The organism is Alteromonas sp. RKMC-009, assembly GCF_003584565.2.
Taxonomy (GTDB): Bacteria; Pseudomonadota; Gammaproteobacteria; order Enterobacterales; family Alteromonadaceae; genus Alteromonas.
Genome location: NZ_CP031010.1, coordinates 4,783,171 through 4,806,416, shown reverse-complemented (window position 1 = coordinate 4,806,416; position 23,246 = coordinate 4,783,171). Strand labels below are relative to the sequence as shown.

The 23,246-nt window shown below is 48.8% G+C and carries 26 protein-coding genes; 17 read left to right on the top strand and 9 right to left on the bottom strand.

What is annotated here, in order from left to right:
• The first annotated feature begins 17 nt into the window (after window positions 1-17).
• A complete protein-coding gene (locus DS731_RS20925; RefSeq protein WP_202980684.1) occupies window positions 18-1,091 on the top strand; it encodes an aromatic ring-hydroxylating dioxygenase subunit alpha in 1,074 nt (357 codons plus the stop codon).
• A 43-nt stretch (window positions 1,092-1,134) separates the two neighbouring features.
• Here DS731_RS20925 and greB read toward each other — a convergent pair whose 3' ends face one another.
• Window positions 1,135-1,620 carry a transcription elongation factor GreB gene (greB, locus tag DS731_RS20920; protein WP_119503128.1) on the bottom strand — a complete coding sequence of 162 codons (486 nt, stop codon included), beginning with the start codon at window positions 1,618-1,620 and terminating at the stop codon, window positions 1,135-1,137.
• A gap of 184 nt (window positions 1,621-1,804) precedes the next feature.
• On the opposite strand from greB, the gene DS731_RS20915 reads away from it, so the two are divergent.
• The 3 genes from DS731_RS20915 (at window position 1,805) to DS731_RS20905 (ending at window position 3,910) form a co-directional block, all read left to right on the top strand.
• Window positions 1,805-2,095 (top strand): hypothetical protein, encoded by a 291-nt coding sequence (locus DS731_RS20915; protein WP_119503127.1) that lies wholly within the window; start codon window positions 1,805-1,807, stop codon window positions 2,093-2,095.
• 153 nt (window positions 2,096-2,248) lie between these two features.
• On the top strand, window positions 2,249-2,812 hold the full coding sequence (locus tag DS731_RS20910) for a type 1 glutamine amidotransferase domain-containing protein (RefSeq protein ID WP_119503126.1): 564 nt from the start codon (window positions 2,249-2,251) through the stop codon (window positions 2,810-2,812).
• Window positions 2,813-2,827: 15 nt separating this feature from the next.
• Complete coding sequence (locus DS731_RS20905) at window positions 2,828-3,910, top strand: alkene reductase (RefSeq protein WP_119503125.1); 1,083 nt, start codon at window positions 2,828-2,830, stop codon at window positions 3,908-3,910.
• Between the two features lie 63 nt (window positions 3,911-3,973).
• On the opposite strand, the gene fkpA is transcribed toward DS731_RS20905, so the two are convergent.
• A complete protein-coding gene (gene fkpA / locus DS731_RS20900; RefSeq protein WP_119503124.1) occupies window positions 3,974-4,756 on the bottom strand; it encodes an FKBP-type peptidyl-prolyl cis-trans isomerase in 783 nt (260 codons plus the stop codon).
• A gap of 221 nt (window positions 4,757-4,977) precedes the next feature.
• On the opposite strand from fkpA, the gene DS731_RS20895 reads away from it, so the two are divergent.
• From DS731_RS20895 to DS731_RS20885, 3 genes are all read left to right on the top strand, one after another.
• Entirely contained in the window at window positions 4,978-5,940 is a 963-nt protein-coding gene (locus DS731_RS20895) for a WD40 repeat domain-containing protein (RefSeq protein WP_119503123.1), read from the top strand.
• Window positions 5,940-6,170 carry a SlyX family protein gene (locus tag DS731_RS20890; RefSeq protein ID WP_119503122.1) on the top strand — a complete coding sequence of 77 codons (231 nt, stop codon included), beginning with the start codon at window positions 5,940-5,942 and terminating at the stop codon, window positions 6,168-6,170. Before DS731_RS20895 ends, DS731_RS20890 begins: the two co-directional genes overlap by 1 nt.
• A gap of 122 nt (window positions 6,171-6,292) precedes the next feature.
• The gene (locus tag DS731_RS20885) at window positions 6,293-6,988 is read left to right on the top strand and encodes a transposase (RefSeq protein WP_150154341.1); all 696 of its coding nucleotides are present in this window, start codon (window positions 6,293-6,295) and stop codon (window positions 6,986-6,988) included.
• Window positions 6,989-7,029: 41 nt separating this feature from the next.
• Here the strand turns inward: DS731_RS20885 and DS731_RS20880 are convergent, their stop codons facing one another.
• On the bottom strand, window positions 7,030-8,172 hold the full coding sequence (locus DS731_RS20880; RefSeq protein WP_119503120.1) for a DUF748 domain-containing protein: 1,143 nt from the start codon (window positions 8,170-8,172) through the stop codon (window positions 7,030-7,032).
• A gap of 214 nt (window positions 8,173-8,386) precedes the next feature.
• Window positions 8,387-8,593 (bottom strand): YheV family putative zinc ribbon protein, encoded by a 207-nt coding sequence (locus DS731_RS20875; protein WP_119503119.1) that lies wholly within the window; start codon window positions 8,591-8,593, stop codon window positions 8,387-8,389.
• A gap of 125 nt (window positions 8,594-8,718) precedes the next feature.
• On the opposite strand from DS731_RS20875, the gene DS731_RS20870 reads away from it, so the two are divergent.
• The 5 genes from DS731_RS20870 (at window position 8,719) to DS731_RS20850 (ending at window position 12,827) form a co-directional block, all read left to right on the top strand.
• Window positions 8,719-10,626, top strand: a complete 1,908-nt coding sequence (locus tag DS731_RS20870) for an ATP-binding cassette domain-containing protein (protein WP_119503555.1) — start codon at window positions 8,719-8,721, stop codon at window positions 10,624-10,626.
• The gene (locus tag DS731_RS20865; protein ID WP_161599196.1) at window positions 10,610-11,098 is read left to right on the top strand and encodes a TIGR02444 family protein; all 489 of its coding nucleotides are present in this window, start codon (window positions 10,610-10,612) and stop codon (window positions 11,096-11,098) included. The genes DS731_RS20870 and DS731_RS20865 overlap by 17 nt, the downstream gene beginning before the upstream one ends.
• Before the next feature lie 3 nt (window positions 11,099-11,101).
• Window positions 11,102-12,121 carry a hydrolase gene (locus DS731_RS20860; RefSeq protein ID WP_119503117.1) on the top strand — a complete coding sequence of 340 codons (1,020 nt, stop codon included), beginning with the start codon at window positions 11,102-11,104 and terminating at the stop codon, window positions 12,119-12,121.
• Between the two features lie 7 nt (window positions 12,122-12,128).
• Entirely contained in the window at window positions 12,129-12,362 is a 234-nt protein-coding gene (locus DS731_RS20855) for a YheU family protein (protein ID WP_119503116.1), read from the top strand.
• 75 nt (window positions 12,363-12,437) lie between these two features.
• On the top strand, window positions 12,438-12,827 hold the full coding sequence (locus DS731_RS20850; protein ID WP_119503115.1) for a hypothetical protein: 390 nt from the start codon (window positions 12,438-12,440) through the stop codon (window positions 12,825-12,827).
• Here DS731_RS20850 and DS731_RS20845 read toward each other — a convergent pair.
• Window positions 12,805-13,686 carry a LysR family transcriptional regulator gene (locus tag DS731_RS20845; protein ID WP_119503114.1) on the bottom strand — a complete coding sequence of 294 codons (882 nt, stop codon included), beginning with the start codon at window positions 13,684-13,686 and terminating at the stop codon, window positions 12,805-12,807. The two genes, DS731_RS20850 and DS731_RS20845, sit on opposite strands and share 23 nt — an antisense overlap.
• Before the next feature lie 177 nt (window positions 13,687-13,863).
• A complete protein-coding gene (locus DS731_RS20840) occupies window positions 13,864-14,406 on the bottom strand; it encodes a porin (protein ID WP_119503113.1) in 543 nt (180 codons plus the stop codon).
• A gap of 436 nt (window positions 14,407-14,842) precedes the next feature.
• Between DS731_RS20840 and DS731_RS20835 the strand changes: the two genes are divergently transcribed.
• The 3 genes from DS731_RS20835 to DS731_RS20825 all read left to right on the top strand — a co-directional run bounded on the left by DS731_RS20835 (window position 14,843) and on the right by DS731_RS20825 (window position 19,865).
• Entirely contained in the window at window positions 14,843-16,489 is a 1,647-nt protein-coding gene (locus tag DS731_RS20835) for a glucan biosynthesis protein (protein ID WP_232373438.1), read from the top strand.
• Between the two features lie 88 nt (window positions 16,490-16,577).
• On the top strand, window positions 16,578-18,482 hold the full coding sequence (gene mdoH / locus DS731_RS20830; RefSeq protein ID WP_442858473.1) for a glucans biosynthesis glucosyltransferase MdoH: 1,905 nt from the start codon (window positions 16,578-16,580) through the stop codon (window positions 18,480-18,482).
• 159 nt (window positions 18,483-18,641) lie between these two features.
• Complete coding sequence (locus tag DS731_RS20825; RefSeq protein ID WP_119503111.1) at window positions 18,642-19,865, top strand: hypothetical protein; 1,224 nt, start codon at window positions 18,642-18,644, stop codon at window positions 19,863-19,865.
• Window positions 19,866-19,927: 62 nt separating this feature from the next.
• Here the strand turns inward: DS731_RS20825 and DS731_RS20820 are convergent, their stop codons facing one another.
• The 3 genes from DS731_RS20820 to nudE are packed head-to-tail and all read right to left on the bottom strand — an operon-like array spanning window position 19,928 to window position 21,898.
• Window positions 19,928-20,497, bottom strand: coding sequence for a YceI family protein (locus DS731_RS20820; RefSeq protein ID WP_119503110.1), 570 nt, complete (start codon window positions 20,495-20,497; stop codon window positions 19,928-19,930).
• Window positions 20,494-21,330 (bottom strand): 3'(2'),5'-bisphosphate nucleotidase CysQ, encoded by an 837-nt coding sequence (gene cysQ, locus DS731_RS20815; protein ID WP_119503109.1) that lies wholly within the window; start codon window positions 21,328-21,330, stop codon window positions 20,494-20,496. The genes DS731_RS20820 and cysQ overlap by 4 nt, the downstream gene beginning before the upstream one ends.
• Before the next feature lie 4 nt (window positions 21,331-21,334).
• Complete coding sequence (gene nudE, locus DS731_RS20810) at window positions 21,335-21,898, bottom strand: ADP compounds hydrolase NudE (RefSeq protein ID WP_119503108.1); 564 nt, start codon at window positions 21,896-21,898, stop codon at window positions 21,335-21,337.
• A gap of 70 nt (window positions 21,899-21,968) precedes the next feature.
• Here nudE and yrfG point away from each other — a divergent pair, with 70 nt between their 5' ends.
• Together yrfG and yjjX are read left to right on the top strand one after the other, a co-directional pair.
• On the top strand, window positions 21,969-22,652 hold the full coding sequence (gene yrfG, locus DS731_RS20805; RefSeq protein ID WP_119503553.1) for a GMP/IMP nucleotidase: 684 nt from the start codon (window positions 21,969-21,971) through the stop codon (window positions 22,650-22,652).
• A 1-nt stretch (window position 22,653) separates the two neighbouring features.
• Entirely contained in the window at window positions 22,654-23,199 is a 546-nt protein-coding gene (gene yjjX, locus DS731_RS20800) for an inosine/xanthosine triphosphatase (RefSeq protein WP_119503107.1), read from the top strand.
• Window positions 23,200-23,246: the final 47 nt, after the last annotated feature.

The following is a 23,246-nucleotide window of genomic DNA, read 5'->3' as shown; positions in this document are numbered from 1 at the left end:
TTAACCGGAATAAAACTATGTCTGTTCAAATGCACCACCCTGAAAATTCTGATACCTCTGTCACCGGTACACGGCACGCATTTCCATTAAACATGTGGTATGTCGCTGCTTTGTCCAGTGAACTTGACGATAAGCCGGTAGCCAAAATGTTGTTAAATGAGCCGGTGGTATTGTTCAGGACACAAGACGGAAAAGCACATGCTCTGGAAGATCGCTGTTGTCACCGGTCGCTGCCACTATCTTCCGGAACCATGGAACCTGAAGGTTTACGCTGTGGTTATCATGGTCTGTTATTCAATGGCGATGGAAAGTGTATCGAAATTCCCGGACAGGAAAAAATTCCGTCGAGGGCAAAAGTCATGCAATACCATATTGCTGAAAAAGATGCGCTGATATGGATTTGGTTTGGTGATGCGCAGCATTCTCAGCCCGTTGAACCGCCTCCTTCCTATGAATTTCATCATCATCCTGATTTTATGTTTGGCGGTGATATTTACCACTACGATGCGCCTTATCAACTTGTCCATGACAACCTGCTGGATCTCAGCCATCTGGGTTATGTTCATCTGAAAACCATTGGTGGAAATGCCAAAATTCACATGAATGCAGAGATGAATGTAACCCAGCAAGGAAACAGCGTAAAAGTTGTCAGGCATATGCTCAATTCAGTACCGCCGCCCACCTACAGTGCTGCTTATCCTTTTGGTGAGACCATCGACCGGTGGCAGGAAATTGTTTTCCATCCTTCACATTTGGAAATCTGGACTGGTGCTGTTGAGCATAATACTGAAGCCGTTGATGATCCCGGACGCGGTGGCTTTCACATGCGGGGCTTTCATGCGCTGACACCGGAAACAGAAGAAAGCTGTTTTTATATCTGGACTATGGCGAGTAACCCCACATCCAATTGCGATGAGGTAATGCAAAAGGTCATTGATCAAACGAAGTTTACGTTTGACGAGGATAAAACAATTATCGAAACGCAATATAAGAACATGAAGCGATTCGGCGTGAAGAAACACATCGATATTCATGTGGATGTAGCACCTAACAGAGCCAGGCGTATTATTGAGTCGCTGAAACAGGCTTAGCAGGACAGGCCGGCATAAGCCGGCCCGTAATGCGTCTGAAAGCCTATATCCGGTCGTCCTTGTCGTACCAAATCTTATTTATCCACCACTCAAAGTTGCCTGCTTCGGTTTTGACAAAAATTTCATCTTCGGTGGCTTTTCCGATGAGTGCGCGGGCCATCGGCGCATCCACCGAGATATAGTCCTTGCGGCCGAAAATTTCATCATAGCCGACAATGCGGAGGGTCATGGTTTTGCCGTCTTCATTTTCAATTTCGACCCAGGCACCAAAAAACACTTTGCCCTCCTGTTGCGGCGAGTAATCCACAACTTTCAGATTTTCCAGACACTTACGCAAGTAGCGGACCCTGCGGTCGATTTCCCGCAGACGTTTTTTATTGTACTGATAGTCAGCATTCTCACTACGATCTCCGAGGCTCGCTGCCCAGGTGACTTTGCGTGTTGTCTCCGGTCTTTCTTCACGCCAGAGATGATCCAGCTCTGCCTGTAACTTTCGGTACCCATTCCGGGTAATAAGCGGTGTTCGCATTTGCTTTTTCGCTATGTTTTTGTTTTTTCAGCTAATCAAAACTAAAATTACGTCGATAACTAGTTTGCAATGTGGTAATTGTGCATAACTTTTACAAGCTTATGCAGATTGTTTGCATGAATATTGAACAAATTTGTAAATGAAATGTCGTAGTAATATCCATTATTAACATGGAATAAATCGAGTGAATAACATTATGCAGCATGAGCAAACTCAGACAGAAGTAAAACGTGGTGGTCAGTCCTTCACGTCAAACGGTATTACTATTGCCGGCTTTCTGCTGTTTCTCACCGGCGTTATTCTGTTCTCCATCGGGATGATAGATATTTTAGTTCACATTAACAGTGTGAAAACTGCAGCGTTGCTGGTGGGTGGTATCGCCGCTTATAAAGTTGGTCATATGATGATCCGCCACTACGCTACGTTAAGGAAGAGGCCGGAGCGTCGCAGACATTTATTGTCAGATAACAGCTGATACAGAGCTGACAGAGGTAACTTTTGATACAACAACCCCCTCCTTCGTGAGGGGGTTGTTTCGTTCTGGCCGCCGGCAGATTTAATGTTTGTAACTAAACTTCCCGATGATCAGGTGCGTAGGGAAATTACTATCTGATAAGGAGAACTATCAATGACTAAGAAGTTACAAGGCAAACACGTTGCTATTCTGGCAACGGACGGATTTGAGCAAGTTGAACTGACTTCGCCCAAAGAAGCACTGGAAGCTGAAGGTGCTGAGGTCTCGGTCATATCTCTGGAAAGCGGTGAAATTCAGGGTATGAACCATGATGAAAAAGGTGACAAATTTAAAGTGGACAAGCTAGTCGCTGACGTTAAAGCCGGTGATTATCATGGTCTTATTCTTCCGGGTGGCGTTCAAAACCCTGATACGCTGAGAACCGACACCGCCGCTGTATCATTTGTAAGAGACTTTTTTAAACAGCACAAACCTGTAGCTGCTATTTGTCATGGCCCGTGGATGCTTGTCGAAGCTGATGTACTTCACAACCGTAAAGTAACGTCATTTCCCAGTTTAAAAACAGACATCAAAAATGCCGGAGGCATCTGGGTTGATGAAGAGGTGGTGTGCGACCAGGCGTTAGTTACCAGCAGAACACCGGATGACCTGCCAGCCTTCAATAAAAAAATCATTGAAGAATTGCGGGAAGGTAAACACGACCAGCAACACGTGTAATTCAGGGAAGCTAATATGAAATCACTATTTGAATCTGCCCGTATGGGCAATGTGGATGTGAATAATCGCATCTTTATGGCGCCGCTCACCCGCAGTCGCGCTGACGATACCACCGATGTGCCAGCAGATATGACGCTGACTTATTATCAGCAGCGTGCAACGGCAGGACTCATCATTTGCGAAGCCACCCAAATCAATCCGCAGGGTAAGGGATACATCCGGACTCCCGGCATTTACAGCGCTGACCAGGTATCGAAATGGCGGGAAATCACAGAAGCTGTGCACGCTGAGGGAGGAAAAGTGTTTCTTCAGCTGTGGCATGTAGGCCGTATCAGCCACAGCCACTTTCAGCCTGATAATCAGAAGCCGCTGGCTCCGTCAGCGGTAAAACCGGATGTTGATGTGTTTTTTGATGGCGAAAAGCGTCCGGCGTCTGAACCGGAGGCGATGACTGTCAGCGACATTCAGTCAACCATTGCTGATTATCAGAAAGCTGCTGAGAATGCCCGTGAGGCTGGTTTCGACGGCGTGGAAATACATGCTGCCAACGGCTATCTGATTGATCAATTCATCCGTGATAAGACGAATTTGCGGGACGACGAATATGGCGGCAGTATCGAAAACAGACTGCGCTTTCTAAAAGAAGTCACCCGTGCGGTACTCAAAGTCTGGGATGCGTCGCAGGTGGGTATCCGGCTGTCACCGGTTGGTAATCAAAATGATATCGCTGACAGCGATCCGCTGGCGACATTCAGAGAGGTGATAAACTTCTTAAATCCGTTGAATCTGGCTTACCTGCATATGGTTGAGCGCTTCCCGGGTATGCCCGCCAGTAACGAAGATCTTGCGACGCTTGTCACATTGCGGGAACACTGGCAGGGATTTTATATCGCTAACGGGGACTATGATTACCTGTCAGCCAAACAGGCTGTGGAATCAGGTTACGCAGATGCCGTTGCTTTTGGCCGGCCTTACATCGCTAACCCCGATTTGGCATTGCGTCTTGAAAAAGGCGTTTCGTTGAACGAGCCGGATCCGGATACATTCTACGCAGGTGAAGAAAAGGGATATATCGATTATCCGTTTTACAGTGAATAACAAAACGGCCCGTTAAGGGCCGTTTTCAATTCTGTTTCCGGCGTGGCCGGAGAGAGAAACAAATTACTCTGTTTCGCCTTCTTCAGTGTCCACTACTTCAATCAACTCAACATCGAAGATAAGCGTTGAGTTAGGCGTGATCAGACCGGTAGAACGTTCGCCGTAGGCCAGTTCCGCTGGAATAACGAAACGGAATTTTGAACCTTCTTTCATTAACTGAACACCTTCGGTCCAGCCGGGAATAACGCGGTTAAGCGGGAAAGTAACCGGCTCATTACGCTCGTATGAAGAATCGAACACAGTACCGTCAATCAACGTACCGTGGTAGTGAACTTTAACTGTGTCAGTGGCTTCAGGGCTCTTACCGGTGCCTTCTTCAATCACTTCGTACTGAAGACCTGAATCAGTCACAGTCACGCCATCTTTCTTAGCGTTTTCTGCCAGGTAATCAGCACCCAGCTGAATATTCTCTTCTGCTGCTTTTGCTGCCATTTCCTGCTGCTTGGCACGCATGGCTTCTTCACCGGCCTGAGCAAATTGCTGAATTTCAGCACGGCTGAACTTCATGTTTTCGCCCAGAGCGTCAGTGAAACCCTGCTTCAGCGTTTCAATATCCAGCGGTAAACCAACCTGTTCCTGCTGTTTTGCGCGGGTCGTGATGAATACGCCCATGCTTGCACCCATTGCGTAGGCGTGCTTCTGTTCGTCTGTCATGTCCGCAGCGGCTGTACCCTGTGCAGGTGCTTCTTTTGCCGCAGCTTCTTTAGACTGCTCATTTGTATTTGGCTGACAGGCAAAAAGACCTAAAGCAGCAACGGTTGATAAGGCGACAAGCGACTTACGCATAAACTTCTCCATTCTAATATTATGTTCGTCGCACCGCACGGGGACGACTGGCTTGTGTTATAAGGTATAAACTAATCAATTTAGCAAACCGATCAAAGTAAAATCATTTTGCTAAATTGATATTAAGGTCATCCGACCCTGACTGTTCCATGCTATGGTAAACACGGCTGCATATAAAGCGAAACCTGTAAGACATGATTCATCGACGATTGTTCCAAACAATGCCATTACTGGCGTTTTTACTTTTTTCAGTAACCGCATGTACTGTGCCTGATACCACCCCGGTTAACCAGTGGTGGCATGCAGAAGACGGCGCTTACGCAGCAGACATATCCCCGAACGGTGAGTACAGCGTGGTATCCGGTGTCGATAACGGTATCAACGTTTGGCACAATTTAGATGACAATGTGCTGTTTCACTGGCAGCACCAGAGCGAAGGTAACAATCTGGTTCTGGCTATTCATATTTCCGCTGACAATAAATTTGTGGTGACATCAGACCGCGAAGCCTTTGCGTTATGGAGCATTGAAAGTGGTGAGCCGGTAGGATTCTGGCGCATTGATGAATCGACAATCCGCGATGTGGCGGTAACCAATAATGGAAAAGGGATCCTCGTTGGCCGCTCCAGCGGTAAAGTCATGTACTTTGAGCCGGAAACCGGACGGCGACTTGAGTTTCTGGGTCACCAGGAACGCATCAACTCTGTGGATATTTCACCCAACGGTGAATATGCCCTTACCGGCGGTAACGACTATGTGGCGTATTTATGGAGTACGCAGACCGGGCAAATTATTCATACCTTTACTCACAGCAGCCGTATTTCTAAAGTGGCGCTGGACGATGCCGGACGCTACGTTTTTACCGCAGACAGTAAGCAGGGCTCTAAGGTGTGGGATGCACAAACAGGTGCGCAGATCAGCAACCTGAAGTATATTGCGCGCCAGAAAATATTTACTGATGCCGTTTTCTCTGAAGATGGTAAGCATTTACTTACCGGTTCACCCTCCCGCAGTATCTACATGTGGGACGTCAGAACCGGTGAGCAGACCGGCGAATGGAAAGTGGCGGCGAAAGAAGGTACGAGACCGGCAACCGCTGTGGTGTATGCCGTCGGGTTTATGGGTAACAATACACTGCTGTCTGAAAGCAGCAGTGGTTTAGCTGAATTATGGGCAATTGAATAATGAGCGACACACATACGCTGGAGCACGCCATGCAGGAAATTGAAGAACTGCAGACCAAGATAGCGTTCCAGGAACATACAATTGATACGTTGAATGAAGCATTGACGTCTCAACAATATCAAATCGAGAAAATGCAGGTACAGTTGCGTTTTATGATGGAGAAAGTCAAAGGCTTTGAACCGTCTAATATTGCTAAGCTGTCAGACGAAACTCCACCTCCTCACTATTAAATCTGTCTGCAACACCTGTCAGTGCAGGCAGTGAAATAATCTGTTGATTGTTTTAGATAATTGCATGAATCTTGTCTAAGCTAAGAAAACGACCCGTTAAATGACATAACGAAGCACTTTTCATGGCCAGAAAGCTAAGAACGTCTCCGGCAGGTATTCCGCAACTCGTCCAGCGAACAGGACGAAAAGGTGTGTCCCCGTTTCGGGATGACACTGACAGGCTGACCTATCTCGATTATCTCGGCCGTTATGCACAGCGTTATAAAGTGGCAATGCACGCCTGGGTTGCAGGTAAAGACAGCATTCTTTTTCTGTGCACCCCCGCGGCCGGTGATGGAATCTCATTAATGTTGCAGGCTACCGGGCGACTTTATGCCCAGTACTTTCACCAGCGTTATGGCACCAGCGGGGCAATCTGGCGTGATCGTTATAAATCAGCACTGGTTTTAGATGATGAGCTGCTTTTGGAGGTGTACCGCTTCATAGAGCAGAAGCCGGTAAATGAAGCGTTGTGCAGCACACCTGAACAATACGCCTGGTCAAGTGTCAGTACCAATGCGCTGGGGTTACCCAACACCATGGTAACGCCTCACAGTGCTTACGAACGAACAGCAAAACAACCGGAACAACGAAGAGCACTGCATTTGCAGCACTTGCAGCACCAGAATAACGATCTGGATGCGGATATTGCCAAGTCACTGAAAATGGGACTGGCTATGGGAGATCCCGGTTTCATCAAACGCATTGAACAGGTTACCGGTCGTCGTTTGACGGAAGGTAAGCGCGGACGTCCGCGCAAGAAGGCTGTGACGTCCTGAGCAGCTGAGCGGGTGTTGGTAAGCTGACTCACCCCTGCCGGTTACTGTGGATCAGGGCGCGGGTTTTCTTCACCGGCGGCTTCCTGTTCTTTCTCTTCTTTTGCCTCTTCGGCGTCGCGCCATTGAACACTGTCTTCAAGGTTACCGTTAATAGCCTGAATAAATGCATTTTTTAAAATGCCACCGATAGTCGCGAGAACCGGTGTGTCCACATCATTCAGTGAGCCGGAGATGGGGATGCGTGTGGCTATCTGATCTTCACTTTGGTTTTCGAACAATTCCGCTATGAAAGCTGACAGTGCTTCGGCGAGTCCGCGAAAGAAGCCATCATCATCTTCTTCGATATCACCTTTCCATGAAAAAACCTCAACCTGATGCAGAATAGGCTTGGCGTAGCCTGAAATTTCTCCGTCGTCGCTGGCCAGTTCCAGCGCCAGTTCTAATGTACCGGCTTCTAAATCGAAGGGTGCGTAGGTATCGAGGAAGTTTTTAAAATTCACCAGCGCCACATCGTTGGCCTGCAGATTGATATCGAAGGTCGGATTCTTTGTTGCCGGATTCAGTGAGCCCGACAGCGTAATGGTGCCTTGTTGCTCTGTATTTCCACTGGCTTCGATGGTGGCAATGAGATCTTTTGACAAAGAGCGGCTGTTAACCAGATTTCTTGCTACAGCATGAATATCGTGCAGCTCAATGTTAACGGCGGGCTCTGAATCCGGGTTGATGAACCGGACAATACCCCGGCGGATTTCAAAGCGGTCAACCTTAAGCGGCACTAACTGATCCGCCAGATAAAGCCAGTTTTCATTTTCACCTGACTGACTTTCAGCATCACTTTTACCGTCTACGAAGTTTAGCTCCGGTGCGGTAAGATCGACCTGCGCTACCAGTGCTTTATCCAGCAGGGCATTCCACAACAGGCTGAATTCTACCTGCTTTGCTTCAAAGAACGGTTGTTCTACCTCACCGGTCCGTTTCAGAATAACCACGTCATCCAGACTGTAAGCGCCGCGCCACAGCATTATGTCCACATCACCAACACTACCGGTAAATTCTTCCCCTTCATCCAGTACGTCGTTGATGTACCACTGAGCTGCAAAGGGCAAACTGATGCGGACAATTATCAGCAGCCCGGCGAGGATCGCGAGTGCTTTTAATGTGGTTCTGGTTTTATGTCTGGCCATGATCAGTCCGTGCTTAAATGAAAAATAAATAATCCGGAGGTATTTATTATCGATTCAAGTGGCGTGCCAGTGAATGTAAAGAGAGAAATGCTGCAGGGTTATAGAGTTAATGGTTTGTTTTAACAGCAAAAATGAACGTACATCGGGGAGTCGGGCAGGTCCGTGCGGCATAATCGCTCACCCTTTTCCTGCTCCGGCGGGTAACTTTAACAAATCAGTGTGGCTTAAATACACCAATCACATTTTCATCAGATCGGGTTTTCGCTTCTACTTTGTCGTCGGTTTGCGATTGCGAATATCCGCACTTAACGCATTCCAGTTTCTCCACATTGTTCTCAAAAAACAACATGATGGAATCCAATGCCTGACACTTGGGACAGGTTGCGCCGGCGATAAAACGTTTTCTTTTGCGTTCAGCCATGATTACTCCGCAGGTTACAACAATTTCTTCTTGCTGGATTATGGCGACTAATGAGTGAAATACAAGCCATCGCCGGGGGAGTTTGCTATCATACGCCGCTTAAATCACAGGACAACTGCGCAGGCATGATCACCTTATCTGACGTTACATTGATGCGTGGTAGCAAAGTGCTACTTGAAAACGCCAGTACACAAATATTCCCCGGACACAAAACCGCTCTGATCGGCAGCAATGGCTGTGGTAAGTCGAGTTTATTCGCATTACTTCGCGGAGAATTACAGGTTGATGCCGGCGATTGTCAGGTACCTGCACACTGGCGCATCGTCAGCGTGGCGCAGGAAACACCGGCCACCGACCGCTGTGCGATAGATTACGTGATTGACGGTGACAAATTACTGCGCGGGTTACAGGCTAAACTGGCTGAAGCCGAAGCGAAGCAGGATGGCGAAGCTATGGGACAACTGCATGGTCAGCTGGAACATGCAGGCGCTTACGACGTAGAAGCTCGGGCGGCTACCATTCTTGCGGGTCTGGGCTTTTCAACCGCTCAGCTGTCAGCACCGGTGACTGATTTTTCAGGTGGATGGCGCATGCGGCTCAACCTGGCGCAGGCACTGCTTTGTCCTTCTGATTTGCTGTTGCTGGACGAACCGACTAACCACCTCGATTTAGATGCCGTTATCTGGTTGGAAAAATGGCTGCAACGTTATTCAGGAACGCTGATTCTTATCTCTCACGATAAGGCATTTATTGATAACACTGTGGCGCAAATCGTCAGTGTCGAACAGCAACAACTTATTGCCTACACAGGCAATTACTCTTCCTACGAAAAGCAGCGTGCAGAACGACTCCGCTTACAGAATATCGAATACCAGAAACAGCAGGATAAAATCGCTCATCTTGAGTCTTTCATTACCCGCTTTAAAGCCAAAGCCAGTAAAGCTAAACAGGCGCAAAGCCGTATCAAGCAACTCGAGCGCATGGAGCAAATTTTGCCGGCCCATGCTGCCAGTGCCTTTAATTTCGAATTTGCTGAGCCAACCGGTCTGCCGAACCCGCTTATTCAGATGCGGGATATTCAACTGGGCTATGGCGACAAGGTTATTCTTAACAACGTCAAACTGAATCTGGTGCCGGGCAGCCGCATCGGGTTGCTGGGACGCAATGGTCAGGGTAAATCGACACTGATCAAACTGCTCGCATGTGTGCACGATCCGATGCAAGGCTCGTTTACCACTGCCAAAGGGCTTAACGTGGGCTATTTTGCCCAGCATCAGCTGGAAACGCTGGATCCCAAAGCCTCTGCTATTTTGCATCTTCAGCGGTTAGATAAGCAGGCTACCGAACAACAGTTACGGGATTACCTGGGAGGCTTCGGTTTTCATGGTGACCAGGCCCTTGAACCTGTTGCACCCATGTCCGGCGGTGAGAAAGCACGTCTGGTACTGGCGTTGATCGTTTACCAGAAGCCCAACTTATTGTTACTCGATGAGCCGACCAACCACCTTGACCTGGAAATGCGTCATGCACTGAACATGGCCTTACAGGGGTTCGAAGGCGCGATGGTTCTGGTATCACACGACCGCTTCCTGCTGACCTCTGTTTGTGAAGACTTTTATCTGGTCGACAGCGGTCAGGTTGAGCCTTTTAACGGTGATCTGGAAGATTACCGCAGCTGGATTTTATCCCAGCAAAATGAAGAGAAAGCGGCGAAGCAGCAAACCGATAAACCGAAGGTAGATCGCAAAGCGGAAAAACGTCGTGAAGCTGAGTTTCGTCAGTCAGTCGCACCGCTGAAAAAAGCGATTGAGAAGCATGAAAAAGCCATGGAAGCCACGTCAGCCAAACTCTCTGACGTGGAAACGTCGTTAAGCGATACCACGTTATACGAAGAGCAAAACAAGGCCAGGCTGATGGCACTGCTTGATGAACAGACAACGTTGAAACAGGCGATGGAAGAGCATGAAATGGCATGGCTCGACGCCCAGGAAGCAATGGATACGGCAAAAGCCACTTATGAATCTGAATACTGACACCTTCTGGCAATACAGTTTAGATGTTTACGGACGGGATAACGTCGCTGCCACAGCGATTGCGTTGCAGGATGACTTTGGCGTAAACGTGAATATGTTGCTGCTGTTATGCTGGTGTATGGACAACGGTGGTATTGTCACATTGAACCAGTGGCAGGTGCTGCATGCGGCTATCGCTGAAACTGAAAGTTTACTTGTTGCTCACCGTGAAAAACGCCGTGCAGCAAGACAGGCCAGTCCGTTTAATGAAAAAGCCTATGACGCCCTGAAACGGGAAGAACTGGATCTTGAAATGCAGCAGCAGGAAGCACTTACTACCATGTACAACCGGCTGTCTGTAGAATATGTGCCGGTTCAGGGGGTGAACGGCAGCATTGCCAGTTTCGTGAATTTATTCAAGTTGCGCCAGCAACCTCAGGCGGTTAAATACCTTACGTCAGTGATTCAGTCTCTGCACAGTACCGCGAAGTAATTCATGCACACACCTGAACATGGTCATGGCGTTGTTCGCCGCAGTCATTTCGAGCCGTCATGGTGGGCCCGTAACTGTCATATTCAAACTATCTGGCCGCGATTTTTTCAGAAACGCAGACCGGTTTCTTACACCTGGCAGCGTATAAACACGCCCGACGACGACTTTCTTGATCTCGCCTGGGGACCTGAACCACAAGATATGCAGGGCATGGTTGTGATGTTTCACGGCCTTGAAGGCAGTATCCGTTCTCACTATGCCAACGACATGATGGCCGCGCTCAGCGAACAGGGCTGGCAGGTGGTTATGATGCACTTCAGGAGTTGCAGTGGTGAAGTCAACCGTCAGCCCCGCGCTTATCACTCCGGCGAAACAGAAGACCCGGCGTTCTTTTTAGACTGGCTGGACAAACGTTTCCCGGACGTGCCCAAAGTCGCCATTGGCTTTTCGCTGGGCGGCAACATGTTGCTTAAATTGCTGGGTGAAAGCCCCGGTCAGAAATGGCTGCAGGCCGCCATGGCTGTGTCGGCGCCGGTAAAGCTAGATGCGTGCAGCGACAGCATTGGCGAGGGTTTTTCGAAGGTTTACCAGAACTACCTGTTAAAGAGTATGAAGGCCACGCTGACAAGTAAAATGCGTAAGCTGGACTACAAAGATTTGTTATCGCTGACGGTTGAGCAGGCGGGCAAGCTGTCGTCGTTCCGGGAGTTCGATGAAAAAGTGACGGCACCCTTACACGGCTTTAAGGATGCACAGGATTACTACGAGAAATGCAGTGCGTATCCTTTCCTGAGTGCCATTCATTGTCCCACGCTAATTATCCACAGTCTGGACGATCCTTTTATGAGTCCGTCAATTGTGCCGGATGCAACTGCTCTGTCCCGCAGTGTTACCCTTGAACTCAGTGAGTTTGGTGGTCATGTAGGCTTTATGCAGGGCGGCTTTCTGCGACCGGTGGTCTGGCTGCAGCAGCGTGCCGTCGACTATTTTTCTGAGTTTCTGCCAGTTAAGCCAGCAAAGTGAGGCAAGCATGATTATCCCCATCGACGCGTTAGAGAAAGATACGCTGCGTAACATTGTCGAATCCTTTGTGCTTCGCGAAGGTACTGATTACGGCGAGGTTGAAGCGAGCTTTGAAGACAAAGTGGAACAGGTACTGACAGCACTGAAGCAGGGTGACGTTGTGCTGGTTTATTCAGAGCTCCATGACTCGGTAAATATCCGCGAAAAAGGTGATTACCGGGAAAGTGAAGAAGACGCCTGAAGCTGTCCGTCCGCCCGGTTTAACCGCTCTGAAGCAATTGATATTCTCCTTTCATCTGAAAGGAAGAGACTGGCTGTGAAAATTGAAGAATTTAACGGATACAAGACAGTGTGTTTCAGGTTGTGGTATTTTCTGACAGGTCTGGTTGCCTGGCACTGCTGCGAATATGGTTATTCGCTGCGTGAGACCAGCTCATCTCTATTTCTCAATTCCCTGCCGAATGCTTGTGCTGTGGTTATTACCACGTCCTTATATCTTTTACTTTACCCCTCGCAGGAATTTAAAAGTCTTTCAGGTGTAACCGCCGGTCTTATTATTTATGAATGTATCCAGCCTTACATTCCGGAAAGAACATTCGACGTCATGGATATTTTGGCTACCGCTGCAGGTGCAGTGCTAATGCTCGCGTTAATAATCACAAGGCGCAGAACAGCAAAGGTCCTCACGCATCTTTCAGGCTCGTAAACAGGGTTGTAAATCTCGCCGGTAGGTTGCGCTGATGCTGCCAAATCCAGTAAAGCGGCTCAAAAACCGGTTCGGGCATCACCGGTACATAGACTTTTCCAGCATCGGCCAGCGGTTTTACGGCTGAATGTGGCAGCACTGTAAATCCCAGCCCAAAGGTAACGGGCAGCAAAATTTGACCAATCTGATTCACATAGCCGGAGGCGGTAATGCTGTCCGGTTTGATTTTACTCAGTTCTTCATCACCACAGGCAGACAAAAACAGGCCGAGGTAATGGTACACATCCGGGTGTTTGATCAGGCCGATTTTATTCAGTAATGCAGCGGTTACCTGACTTCCTTCGTATTCAACGGGAAGAACGAGAGAAAGGTGTTCTTTGCCGAAGCTCTCAGCGTCGTACAGGTGTGGATCGGGTAGCCGGGTAACAATGCCAATATCCAGTGAGCCCGCATGGATCCCTTCCAGAATACGGTTATTTGGTGCGGCTTCCAGTTGGGCGATTAACCCCGGATGAGCTTTCTGTAAGGTAAGTATTGACGGGTAAAGGTGCATAGCCAGCGCACCTGAACAGGCGAGATTACACACGCCCGAAAACGGATCATCTGCGTTCAGACTCGCCATTAACTTTGTTTCTTCAGCCTTTCTTGCGCAGGCATATTCGTAGATTTGTCTGCCCTGCTCTGTCATCACGAAATGTCTGGTGTCCCGCTTGAGAAGCGGATAGCCGCAGGCATCTTCCAGCTTGCGGATGTGCTGACTCACGCCCGGTTGCGTCATAGATAGGGCTTCAGCAGTTTGTGTGAAGTGGCCGATGTCGATAAGTGTACGAAATGTTTCTAACCAGACAGGATTTAACACGGTAGTTCAATAATTGGTTGTTATTAGAGTTAGATTAATTAATAACAAAATGTTTGTCTACGCCAATTCGATGCCCCTGTTGAGTCATTCACATAACTGAACGGTCAGGAGATTTTGTACTGCACATAATAAAAAAGGACGTGAAAACACGTCCTTCCTTTCAAACGGCGTTCATACTCAGAACGTATAACGGGCGTTCAGTTGTGTAATATCCAAATCATCAATTTTTTCATAGCTTGCACCCACAGCCCAGCGGGGTGAGAAGTAGTAATTAGCACCAACTTTTACCGTGACATCACCGTCATCGATATCGTAGTAACCCAGTTCACCCTGCAGCTCTACCTGTTCAGTTACCATGGATCTCACACCGGCATTCAGGGAGTAACCGCTGTCTTCGTTGTTTTCCACCTCTGCACGTTCATAGTTGAGACCGAAATAGGCATCGGTGAAACTGTTCAGAGGCAGCCGGTAACCAGCACCTAATGTCAGTAAGTCCAGATCGGTACCACTTTCATCCAGCATGCTGTAATCGCCGGTAACATAAATATTGTTTTCCAGTAAATATGTGGCGCCCAGGTCAAGCCCGTCAAAATCTGCCCGGCCAATTTCGGCATTAGTATAGCCGCCCTCAGCGAAGCGCCAGTTCGGTGATGCAGCCATTGCCGCAGAAGATAGTGTGGTTGCAGCAACAAAAGCGGTAAAAGTTTTAGTGAAGCGCATAGAAAACTCCTTAAATATGCAAAAAGAAAATCCACTGTCAGTGGCCTGTTCAGCAATCTTTTTGCCAATCCGGTCTCCGTTGGCGCTACCCTTTGCTTATGTGACTGCGTAAGTCTATGTTTTACATGGGTATGTTAATTCCCGGGAGGCTGGTGTTTTAACGGGAAAGTGAGAGGGCTCGTCTAAGTCTGAAGCATGGTGTTCAATGTTCATACTACCTTAGTGTCTGTCTGAGCAGACAGGTTCCCCTGTTTTACCCGGTGGTCTGTAATACTTGCTGTGCACTCTCTACACACTTTTACGGATGGATTCGGTAAGGTTATGAAAAATATCGTAAATATGTGATCAGAACGACATGGATCAGCTTTTGCAATCATCCGGTCAATAAGAAACGGAATATTCCCGTTAGGAAAATTTGAACCGGAGTCAGTCAACCATGCTGCCGCAATTACAGTTAGCGAATAACACGGAAATTACGACACCATCTTTTACTTCATTCGTAGCATCCTTTTGCGCATTTTTCTCAATCAGCCCGGCGGTTATGCGCGCCTTTGTATATTGCATTTGCGTGGGCTTCAGCACATTGAGTCTGGCGGATGAAACGGCTACCGGAAACCTGCCGGAAGGCAAACCTATTTTGAATCGCGTTATTGAATCGGCGCAAAAAAATGCTACACGTGATTATGTGGTTAATGATCACAATCTGGCAGACGAATTGAAAAACATCGGTTACGAAACCTATCGTCAAATTCGCTTTAACCCTGAGAAATCCTTGTGGCACGGTGAGCATGATTATGAAATGCAATTTTTTCACCCGGGCTTTCTCTATCAGCAACCTGTCACAGTGGTCACCATTGCTCCGGACAACAGTGAACACACCGTACCCTTTGACAGCAATAATTTCATCTATGAAAAGAATGCAGAGTCGCTGGCCGGCCTGACCGATGCAAAATCCGGCTATGCCGGATTTCGTTTGCATTACCCTATTAAAAACAAAGAATACAAGGACGAATTCGCCGTTTTTCTCGGCGCTTCGTATTTTCGTTTAGTAGGCAAAAATCAGGTTTATGGCATTTCAGCCCGCGGCCTTGCCATCGATACGGCGATGCCGGATGGCGAGGAATTTCCCCACTTTACCAAGTTCTGGGTGGTTGAACCCCGTGAAGGGCAACCCATTAAAATTTACGCACGTTTAGAAAGCCCGTCTGTTGCGGGGGCTTACAGTTTTGAAATCATGCCGGGTAAAGATACCACCATGCAGGTAAAAAGCTGGATATTTGCCCGTGAGAATGTGGGTAAGCTTGGCGTCGCACCATTTACCAGCATGTTCCTTTATGGCGAAAACTCGCAAATCCGCCGCGATGACTATCGTCCTGAAGTGCATGACAGTGACGGGGTGATGATGCTCAACAGTAGCGGGGAAATTATCTGGCGTCCTCTGACTAACCCGACCAAATTACAAATCACCTCGCTGAGCGATGTGGCTCCCAAAGGCTTTGGTGTGCTGCAGCGGGATACTGACTTCGCAAATTACCTTGATGCCGAGGCGAACTATCATCTGCGCCCGAGCTTGTGGGTAACCCCGAAAAAAGGGTTCGGCAAAGGTAAGCTGGAAATCGTAGAGATTCCTACTGATTCAGAAGTGAACGACAATATCGTGGCTTACTGGGTGCCTGAGAAGCCATTCAATGCCGGTGAAAACCGTTACTTTGAATATGAACTCAAGACTGTTGAAAAGCAGCCAATGCCTTATGGTCTGGCGACAGTGGAAAGAACCCGTCAGGGGATCAGTCAGCTGCCCGGCTTTGAAACAACGGAAGAGCGAAATGTGCGCCGGTTTGTTGTTGATTTCACTTTACCGGAAGGCATGAAGCTGAATCCTGATGAGGTGAATCTGATTTTAGACGCCACTAACGGCAAGGTCGAGCAGGCCAGAGTATATAAGGTAGATGGTGATAAAAGTGTTCGCGTGACATTTCTGGTCATTCCCGACGGCGAAGCGGTTGTCGATATGCGCATGTTTTTAAATCAGAACGAAACGCAAATGAGCGAAATCTGGAGCTATGTGTATGAGCCACAATGATCCCGGGGAAAACACCGTGGCACCGGATAGCATAGCCACGAAGGACAAAATTTTAAAAGTAAACGGCCGCCGGTGGCGGCTGGTGCTGATGGGGCTGTTGACCGTAGTGTCTACGGCCCTTGCCGGCTGCAGCCTGTTTGAAATTTTCAGGCCCAACCGGTTTACGCCGCTGGAAATGATACAACTAGCACTGAGTATGGTGCTGTTCATCTGGCTGACCTGGTCATTCTGGACCTCTGTTATCGGCTTTCTGCTGAAGCTTTTTCATATCGACCCGTTATCACTCCGCCGGGAATTGAAAGCCTCTGATGATCAGGCGCCCATCACCCAACGCCACGCTATCGTGATGCCGGTGTACAACGAAGATACAGACCGTATTATCGTTGGTTTCGAAGCGTGTGTGAAAGTTATTCTCGATACCCCGTACGCTGACAAATACGATTTTTATATGTTGAGCGATACCCAGGATAAGGAGAAAGCCGAAGCGGAGCTTAAAGCCTGGCAGCGTCTTATTTCCCGTCTTGGCGAACAAAGCCAACAAATTTTTTATCGCCGCCGCGAAGATAACTGGGGCCGTAAGGTAGGTAACATCACCGATTTTTGTGAGCGCTGGGGCAGTCAGTACGAATCGATGCTGGTGTTGGATGCCGACAGTGTTATGTCTGCTCACCGCGTGCTGGATATGACCCGCCGTATCGAAGCTAACCCTGAAGCGGCAATGATTCAGACTATTCCCATGCCTGTACGTCAGGACACATTCTTCGGGCGTTTTGTGCAGTTTGCTGCGCACCTCTACAGCCCGATGCTGGCCACCGGTTTGTCGTTCTGGCAGACAGACAGCGCGAATTATTGGGGTCACAATGCCATCATCCGTGTGCAGCCTTTTATGCAGCACTGTGGCTTACCTACCCTCAAAGGCAGGGCACCGTTTGGCGGCGATGTACTGAGTCACGATTTTGTGGAAGCGGCACTATTGCGCCGTGCCGGATGGGAGTGTTATCTCATCACCGACACTGACGGCTCATACGAAGAAGTACCCGGCAACATGGTAGATTACGCTATCCGCGACCGTCGCTGGGTGCAGGGGAATATTCAACACTTAGGATTGTTAAGCACTAAGGGACTTAAAGCTACGAACCGGTTGCACTTTGCTTTCGGTGCCTTTGCTTACATGTCGTCGCTGCTGTTATTTATGATGCTCATGGCGGGGACTGCCGATGCGCTGGTTAAAGCGCTTATCGACCCGGTGTATTTTACTTCTGCCCACCAATTATTCCCCGAATGGCAAATTGTCCACGAGGGGTTAATGATAGCCACGCTTTACGGCACCATTGCCTTGCTGTTCATGCCGAAAATGCTGGGCGTTATTCTGGCGCTTATACAGCGCAGAAAAGATTTTGGTGGTGCTTTCAGGCTCATGTCCGGTGCGCTTATCGAGCTGTTTATGGCCGTACTTATCGCGCCTATGATGATGTTCTTCCACAGTTACTTCGTGATCAGCGTATTCATTGGTCACCAGGTAAAGTGGGAAGCGCAAACCCGTGAAGGACGTATGGTGCCATGGAAAGTCGCTATTTCTAAAGCCGCAACAATGACCACTTTGGGGTTAATCTGGGCCGGTGTGACTTTCTATTTCACGCCTTCGCTGTTCCTGTGGTTGCTGCCGGTATTAACCGGTATGGTGTTTGCAGCGCCCATTATCCGTTTAACCAGCAGCTTGTCGTTTGGCAAAACCTGCCGTAGGTTGGGGATCTTTGTGATTCAGGAAGAGATAAAAGAAGCCCCGGTGCTGGTGGAAGTACGTGAGCACATGGCGACTATCTCAGCAGAAGAAATTGCAGGTTATCCTGCGTTGCAACCGGTTCTGCCTGACGAAACCCATCAGACCATGTTCGTGCAGGATCTCAAAGCTCCGCCTTTACCAAAACGCTTAACAGACGGACAGATTGCAGAATTTGCTCAAAGCCGGCCAAAGGCGAAACACGCAGCCTGATATCCTTTCTGACGGGGGTTACTGCCTGGTAACCCTTCCGTCATCAAATACAGTAAACTCATAAAATAGCAGAAGAAACCGGCTACTCGTCGAATTCTTGTACACAATAGCAGACTGAACCCTTAGGCTAAAAATTCGTCAACCCCGGGGAGTGTGCTTATGAGAGCTGTTTCAATTTCATCACCTGTAAAGCTGCGTCGTGCGGCTATGCTATGGGCTTTCAGCGGCGCCTGGATAAGTGTTCAGGCAGAGCCGTTACAAAGTGAAACTACGACGACAATTCCCGTTGTCAGTCACTCAAATAATGTTTCTCCCAGTTATGCTATTCCTCAATTTGCAGTGGATCCCGCCTGGCCGGCGTTACCGGAAACCTGGTTAACGGGACAGGTGCCGGGGCTGGCTGTAGACAAACGTGATAACACCGTTTGGGTATTGCACCGCCCGGCATCTATTCCAAATCTGTCACTGGGTCTGACAAATGGTTCTGCCAGTTGTTGTGAGCCGGCACCTTTCGTCATGCAGTTTTCTGTTGAAGGTAAGTTACTTAATTCATGGGGAGGGCCGGAAGGCGACCGTCCTTGGCCTGAGAATGTGCATGGTTTATATGTCGATGCTGAGGGCAAAGTGTGGATAGGCGGCAATGGGAAAGGCGATCATCAAATTTTCAGCTATACCCGCGACGGTGAATTTGTAAAGGCGTTCGGGGAAGCAGGAAAAACGGATGGTAATACGTCTGAACACTATCTTGGCAACCCGGCAGACATTGTGGTTGATGACACGGATGTGATGATTGCTGATGGTTATATTAACAAGCGTGTAGTCAGGCTAGGTAAACAGGAACTGGACTTTGAACAGGCCTGGGGGGCATGGGGTAACGCGCCCGGCGGCGGTACCCGTGAAGGAAGTTTTGATACTTCTCAGGCAGCATCCGGAAACGGAGATTTGTCCACGGGGGCTGAGCATTTTGGTGACATTGTCCACTGTGTAGATAAGTCTCAGGACGGCAGAATTTATGTGTGCGACCGGCGAAACAACCGACTTCAGATCTTCAGAAAAAATGATGAAGGACAGGTTCTGTTCGAAAAAAATCTGGAAATTGCCGCTGAAACAGGCGGTCTGGGCACCGCCACAGCTGTCGCTTTCTCTCCCGACAATAAGTATCTCTACGTGGCAGATATGATGAACGGGCGTATCTGGATCCTCTGGCACGACACCTACGAGGTATTGGGAAGTATTGGCAGGAACGGTCGTTATGCCGGTGAGTTTACCTGGTTACACAGCATTGAGACGGATAAGGACGGTAATCTGTATACGTCCGAAGTGTATACCGGACAGCGGGTGCAGAAGTTTGTTCTGACAGGGTTCAGTAAGCCAGATGCGTAAATAATGGTAACGGACAAAGCGTGTTGCCGGCTTTGTCCGTTATTAATGGCAAAAAGAGAATGTTACTCTTCAAACGTGACCGAAAATGTCACCGGGACAGCCAGTGTGATGCTGCTTAACTTGGCGACATCCTGAAGTGCCTGAATACCGCCTTCCAGTTTAAAAGAAGAAGCGTTAATCACAGTCGGGGCTGTGGTAGATACCGTTAACTTGTCATTGGCCAGCTTGCTGACAATCACCTGAAAGGTAGCCGGCGCTTTTACGCCGTGTAAATCCAGTTCACCGGTTACAGAGCCCGTCGTGCTGCTTCCTTTTTTCAGCTTCATCAGTTCAGCAGGAACATCTGCAGTGAAGGTGGCATTAGCAAAGTTCGTGGTATCAAACAGCATTTCCTGCATGCGGGTATCACGCAATTCAATACTGGTGTTCACACTGGTCAGCGGAACGGTAACAGATAACTGACCACCATCGCTGAGTGTGCCGGATAATTCATCGAAGCTGTGAACTTCCGTTATCTGGGCATTCTTGGTAGATAAAAAATGCAGGCTGGACGTATCGCTGTCTAACGTCCATGCCGCTGAGGCCGGTAAAGCAATACACGCCGATAATGCCAGTAACGTTCGTTTCATCATTCCTTCGCTCCTTTTTCATATTGGACAATGTCTTGCCAGGGGACCCGTTGATCACCAAGCACCACAAAGTCCGGGTTTTCCAGTGTATGACGCTGGTTATAAGTCAGTGGCTCAAAGTTTGCCGCCAGGATGCTGCCACCGGCTTCCGACACGATGCATTGCGATGCACCTGTATCCCATTCGCCGGTAATGCCTATACGCATGAATACATCAGCTTTGCCTTCGGCAATAAAGCATGATTTCAACGAGCAGCTACCCAAAGGTAACGTTTGATAAACCCGTTTCGCACACATGCGGGAAAACACTTTGTCCCGTGACTGACGGCGGCTGATGGCAATCATCACTACACTTTCATGGGGATCATCCAGCTTCCTGACGTGGATCTGTTTGTGCTCATCCGGACTTTCCTTGAATGCGCCGGCATCTTTGCTGGCATAATAAAGCGACTGTCCGGGAGGCCAGAATATGACACCTATAGTAGGTTCATTGTTCTCGATAAGGGCAATATTCACGGCGAAGTCACCGCTCCGGGCGATAAACTCCTGCGTGCCGTCAATGGGATCGATAAGCCAGTAACGCTGCCATGTTTCGCGCTCAGCGAGGCTGGCGTGTTTGTTTTCTTCAGACAGGATCGGAATGTCAGGGGTAGCTTCAATCAGGCGCTTGTTGATGATGTCGTTGGCGAGGTAGTCGGCACTGGTTACCGGTGACTCATCATCTTTGGTGTAGGCGTCGAAATCGCCTTTGTCGTAAACTTTAAGTACCGCTTCGCCGGCTTCAACGGCAATACGTTTGGCTATCTCCAGTAAGGAGGCGCGGGTGTCGTCTGGCATAATGTTATTGCTCCTTTAACCACTTCTGAGCTAAGAACAAGGCGGCGACGCAGCGGGCTTCTTTGAAATCTTCCCGGCCGAGAAGTTCATCTGCCTGGCTGAGAGGCCAGTTGACCACCTCCAGCGGCTCCGGTTCATCACCTTCAAGTGTTTGCGGATATAAATCCCTGGCGAGAACAATGGTCATTTCTGCATTGAAAAATGTAGGGGCCATGCTGACGGTATGAATTACGTTCAGGTCGCGGGCGGCGTAACCTGCTTCTTCCTGGAGCTCACGGTTTGCTGCCTCAACGGGGGTTTCACCCGGATCAATAAGACCCTTCGGAAAACCCAGCTCGTAGGTATGTGTGCCCGCAGCATATTCGCGGATAAGCACCATAGTATTGTCATCTAACATCGGCACAATCATCACAGCGCCACGGCCGCTACCAGCCATGCGCTCGAACTGACGCTCGGCACCGTTTGAGAAAGTAAGATCCAGCCTTTCGACTTTAAATAAACGACTGCGGGCAACAATTTCCCGGTGTTTGATTTGCGGCAATGTTTTGGCGGGATCGATTTTACTCATGTTTATCCGTTACAACTTTCGTTATGATGACAACCAATGCTTAAGCTTAATGTATTTGAAGGAAAATCGCTTGCCATTTCTACCCTGGAGTGAAATCGACACAGTTCTGCTCGACATGGACGGAACCTTACTGGATTTACACTTCGATAATCACTTTTGGATCGAACATTTACCAAAGAAAATCGCTGAACGGAGCGGAAAGCCCGTTGAAGAGTGCAAAGCCACAATGATGGCGCATTATCAGCGTGTCATGGGGCAGATCCAATGGTATTGTCTGGATTACTGGGCTGAGCAGTTAAACATGGACATTATGGCTGCCAAACGGGAAGTTGAGCACTTAATTTCCATGCGCGATGATACACTGCCTTTCCTTGATGCCCTTCATGAAACCGGCCGGAATGTGGTGCTGGTAACCAATGCTCATCCGGACAGTCTTTCATTGAAGGTGGAACATACGCGGCTGGATGCTCACATTGATACGTTGATCAGTACCCATGAGTTTGGTGTGACGAAGGAGTCTCAGAATTTATGGAAGCAGCTTCAGGCCAGATTACAGTTTGATCCCGCCCGCACATTATTTGTCGATGACAGCATCACTATTTTGCAGGCGGCGAAAAAGTTCGGGATCAGCCACCTGCTGGCCGTGAGTAATCCCGACAGTCAGCAACCTGTTCGTGACATTGAAGCATTCCCAGCCGTAACCGATTACCGCACCTTGCTGGACGAAATTCGCCAGTTTCCGGTGGAGAAATAACATGACGGTTTGCATTGTGGGTTCGAAAAATCCGGTAAAACTGAATGCAGCCCGTAATGCGTTGAGTTTATCCCTGCAATTGCCTGCCCTTGAAGCTATTGGCGTGAATGTGCCAAGTGGTGTGCCGGACCAGCCCATAAATACTGCGCAAACCCGCGACGGTGCTGTAAACAGGGTCAAAGCCTGTCTCGCTGAAGCGGACGAGCGGTCAAAAGCGCAGGACTGGTTCATCGCCATTGAAGGCGGTGTCGATATGTTTGACGACGGCCCGGCCACGTTTGCTTTTGTTGCCATTTATCATCAGGGCATCTGGTCTGTGGGACGCAGTGCAAACCTGCCTTTGCCTCCGTCAGTCTTCACTGCACTAGAGGCCGGTGAAGAATTGGGCCCGTTGATGGATAAGCTGTTTGATACGGACAACATTAAACAGAAAGGCGGGGCAATCGGTCTGCTCACCAACCACCTCGCCACCCGCCAGAGTGTTTACGAACTTGCTATCACACTGGCCATGGCGAAGTTCAATTACCCAGATTTGTTTTCTGCGTAATAAACCGCTGGAAAGTTTACTTAAACGGATGTGAAAAAAATTCCTTA

Excerpts from the sequence above, each read along its gene's own strand:
- DS731_RS20925 (WP_202980684.1), top strand. The coding sequence starts at position 18 with ATGTCTGTTCAAATGCACCACCCTGAAAATTCTGATACCTCTGTCACC.
- cysQ (WP_119503109.1), bottom strand. The coding sequence starts at position 21,330 with ATGCCAGACGACACCCGCGCCTCCTTACTGGAGATAGCCAAACGTATT.
- DS731_RS20865 (WP_161599196.1), top strand. The coding sequence starts at position 10,610 with ATGAATCTGAATACTGACACCTTCTGGCAATACAGTTTAGATGTTTAC.
- DS731_RS20895 (WP_119503123.1), top strand. The coding sequence starts at position 4,978 with ATGCCATTACTGGCGTTTTTACTTTTTTCAGTAACCGCATGTACTGTG.
- DS731_RS20885 (WP_150154341.1), top strand. The coding sequence starts at position 6,293 with ATGGCCAGAAAGCTAAGAACGTCTCCGGCAGGTATTCCGCAACTCGTC.
- DS731_RS20860 (WP_119503117.1), top strand. The coding sequence starts at position 11,102 with ATGCACACACCTGAACATGGTCATGGCGTTGTTCGCCGCAGTCATTTC.
- DS731_RS20875 (WP_119503119.1), bottom strand. The coding sequence starts at position 8,593 with ATGGCTGAACGCAAAAGAAAACGTTTTATCGCCGGCGCAACCTGTCCC.
- DS731_RS20825 (WP_119503111.1), top strand. The coding sequence starts at position 18,642 with ATGAGAGCTGTTTCAATTTCATCACCTGTAAAGCTGCGTCGTGCGGCT.
- DS731_RS20890 (WP_119503122.1), top strand. The coding sequence starts at position 5,940 with ATGAGCGACACACATACGCTGGAGCACGCCATGCAGGAAATTGAAGAA.
- DS731_RS20905 (WP_119503125.1), top strand. The coding sequence starts at position 2,828 with ATGAAATCACTATTTGAATCTGCCCGTATGGGCAATGTGGATGTGAAT.
- DS731_RS20835 (WP_232373438.1), top strand. The coding sequence starts at position 14,843 with ATGCTGCCGCAATTACAGTTAGCGAATAACACGGAAATTACGACACCA.
- DS731_RS20855 (WP_119503116.1), top strand. The coding sequence starts at position 12,129 with ATGATTATCCCCATCGACGCGTTAGAGAAAGATACGCTGCGTAACATT.
- nudE (WP_119503108.1), bottom strand. The coding sequence starts at position 21,898 with ATGAGTAAAATCGATCCCGCCAAAACATTGCCGCAAATCAAACACCGG.
- fkpA (WP_119503124.1), bottom strand. The coding sequence starts at position 4,756 with ATGCGTAAGTCGCTTGTCGCCTTATCAACCGTTGCTGCTTTAGGTCTT.
- DS731_RS20840 (WP_119503113.1), bottom strand. The coding sequence starts at position 14,406 with ATGCGCTTCACTAAAACTTTTACCGCTTTTGTTGCTGCAACCACACTA.
- DS731_RS20910 (WP_119503126.1), top strand. The coding sequence starts at position 2,249 with ATGACTAAGAAGTTACAAGGCAAACACGTTGCTATTCTGGCAACGGAC.
- DS731_RS20880 (WP_119503120.1), bottom strand. The coding sequence starts at position 8,172 with ATGGCCAGACATAAAACCAGAACCACATTAAAAGCACTCGCGATCCTC.
- greB (WP_119503128.1), bottom strand. The coding sequence starts at position 1,620 with ATGCGAACACCGCTTATTACCCGGAATGGGTACCGAAAGTTACAGGCA.
- mdoH (WP_442858473.1), top strand. The coding sequence starts at position 16,578 with ATGGGGCTGTTGACCGTAGTGTCTACGGCCCTTGCCGGCTGCAGCCTG.
- yjjX (WP_119503107.1), top strand. The coding sequence starts at position 22,654 with ATGACGGTTTGCATTGTGGGTTCGAAAAATCCGGTAAAACTGAATGCA.
- DS731_RS20870 (WP_119503555.1), top strand. The coding sequence starts at position 8,719 with ATGATCACCTTATCTGACGTTACATTGATGCGTGGTAGCAAAGTGCTA.
- DS731_RS20820 (WP_119503110.1), bottom strand. The coding sequence starts at position 20,497 with ATGATGAAACGAACGTTACTGGCATTATCGGCGTGTATTGCTTTACCG.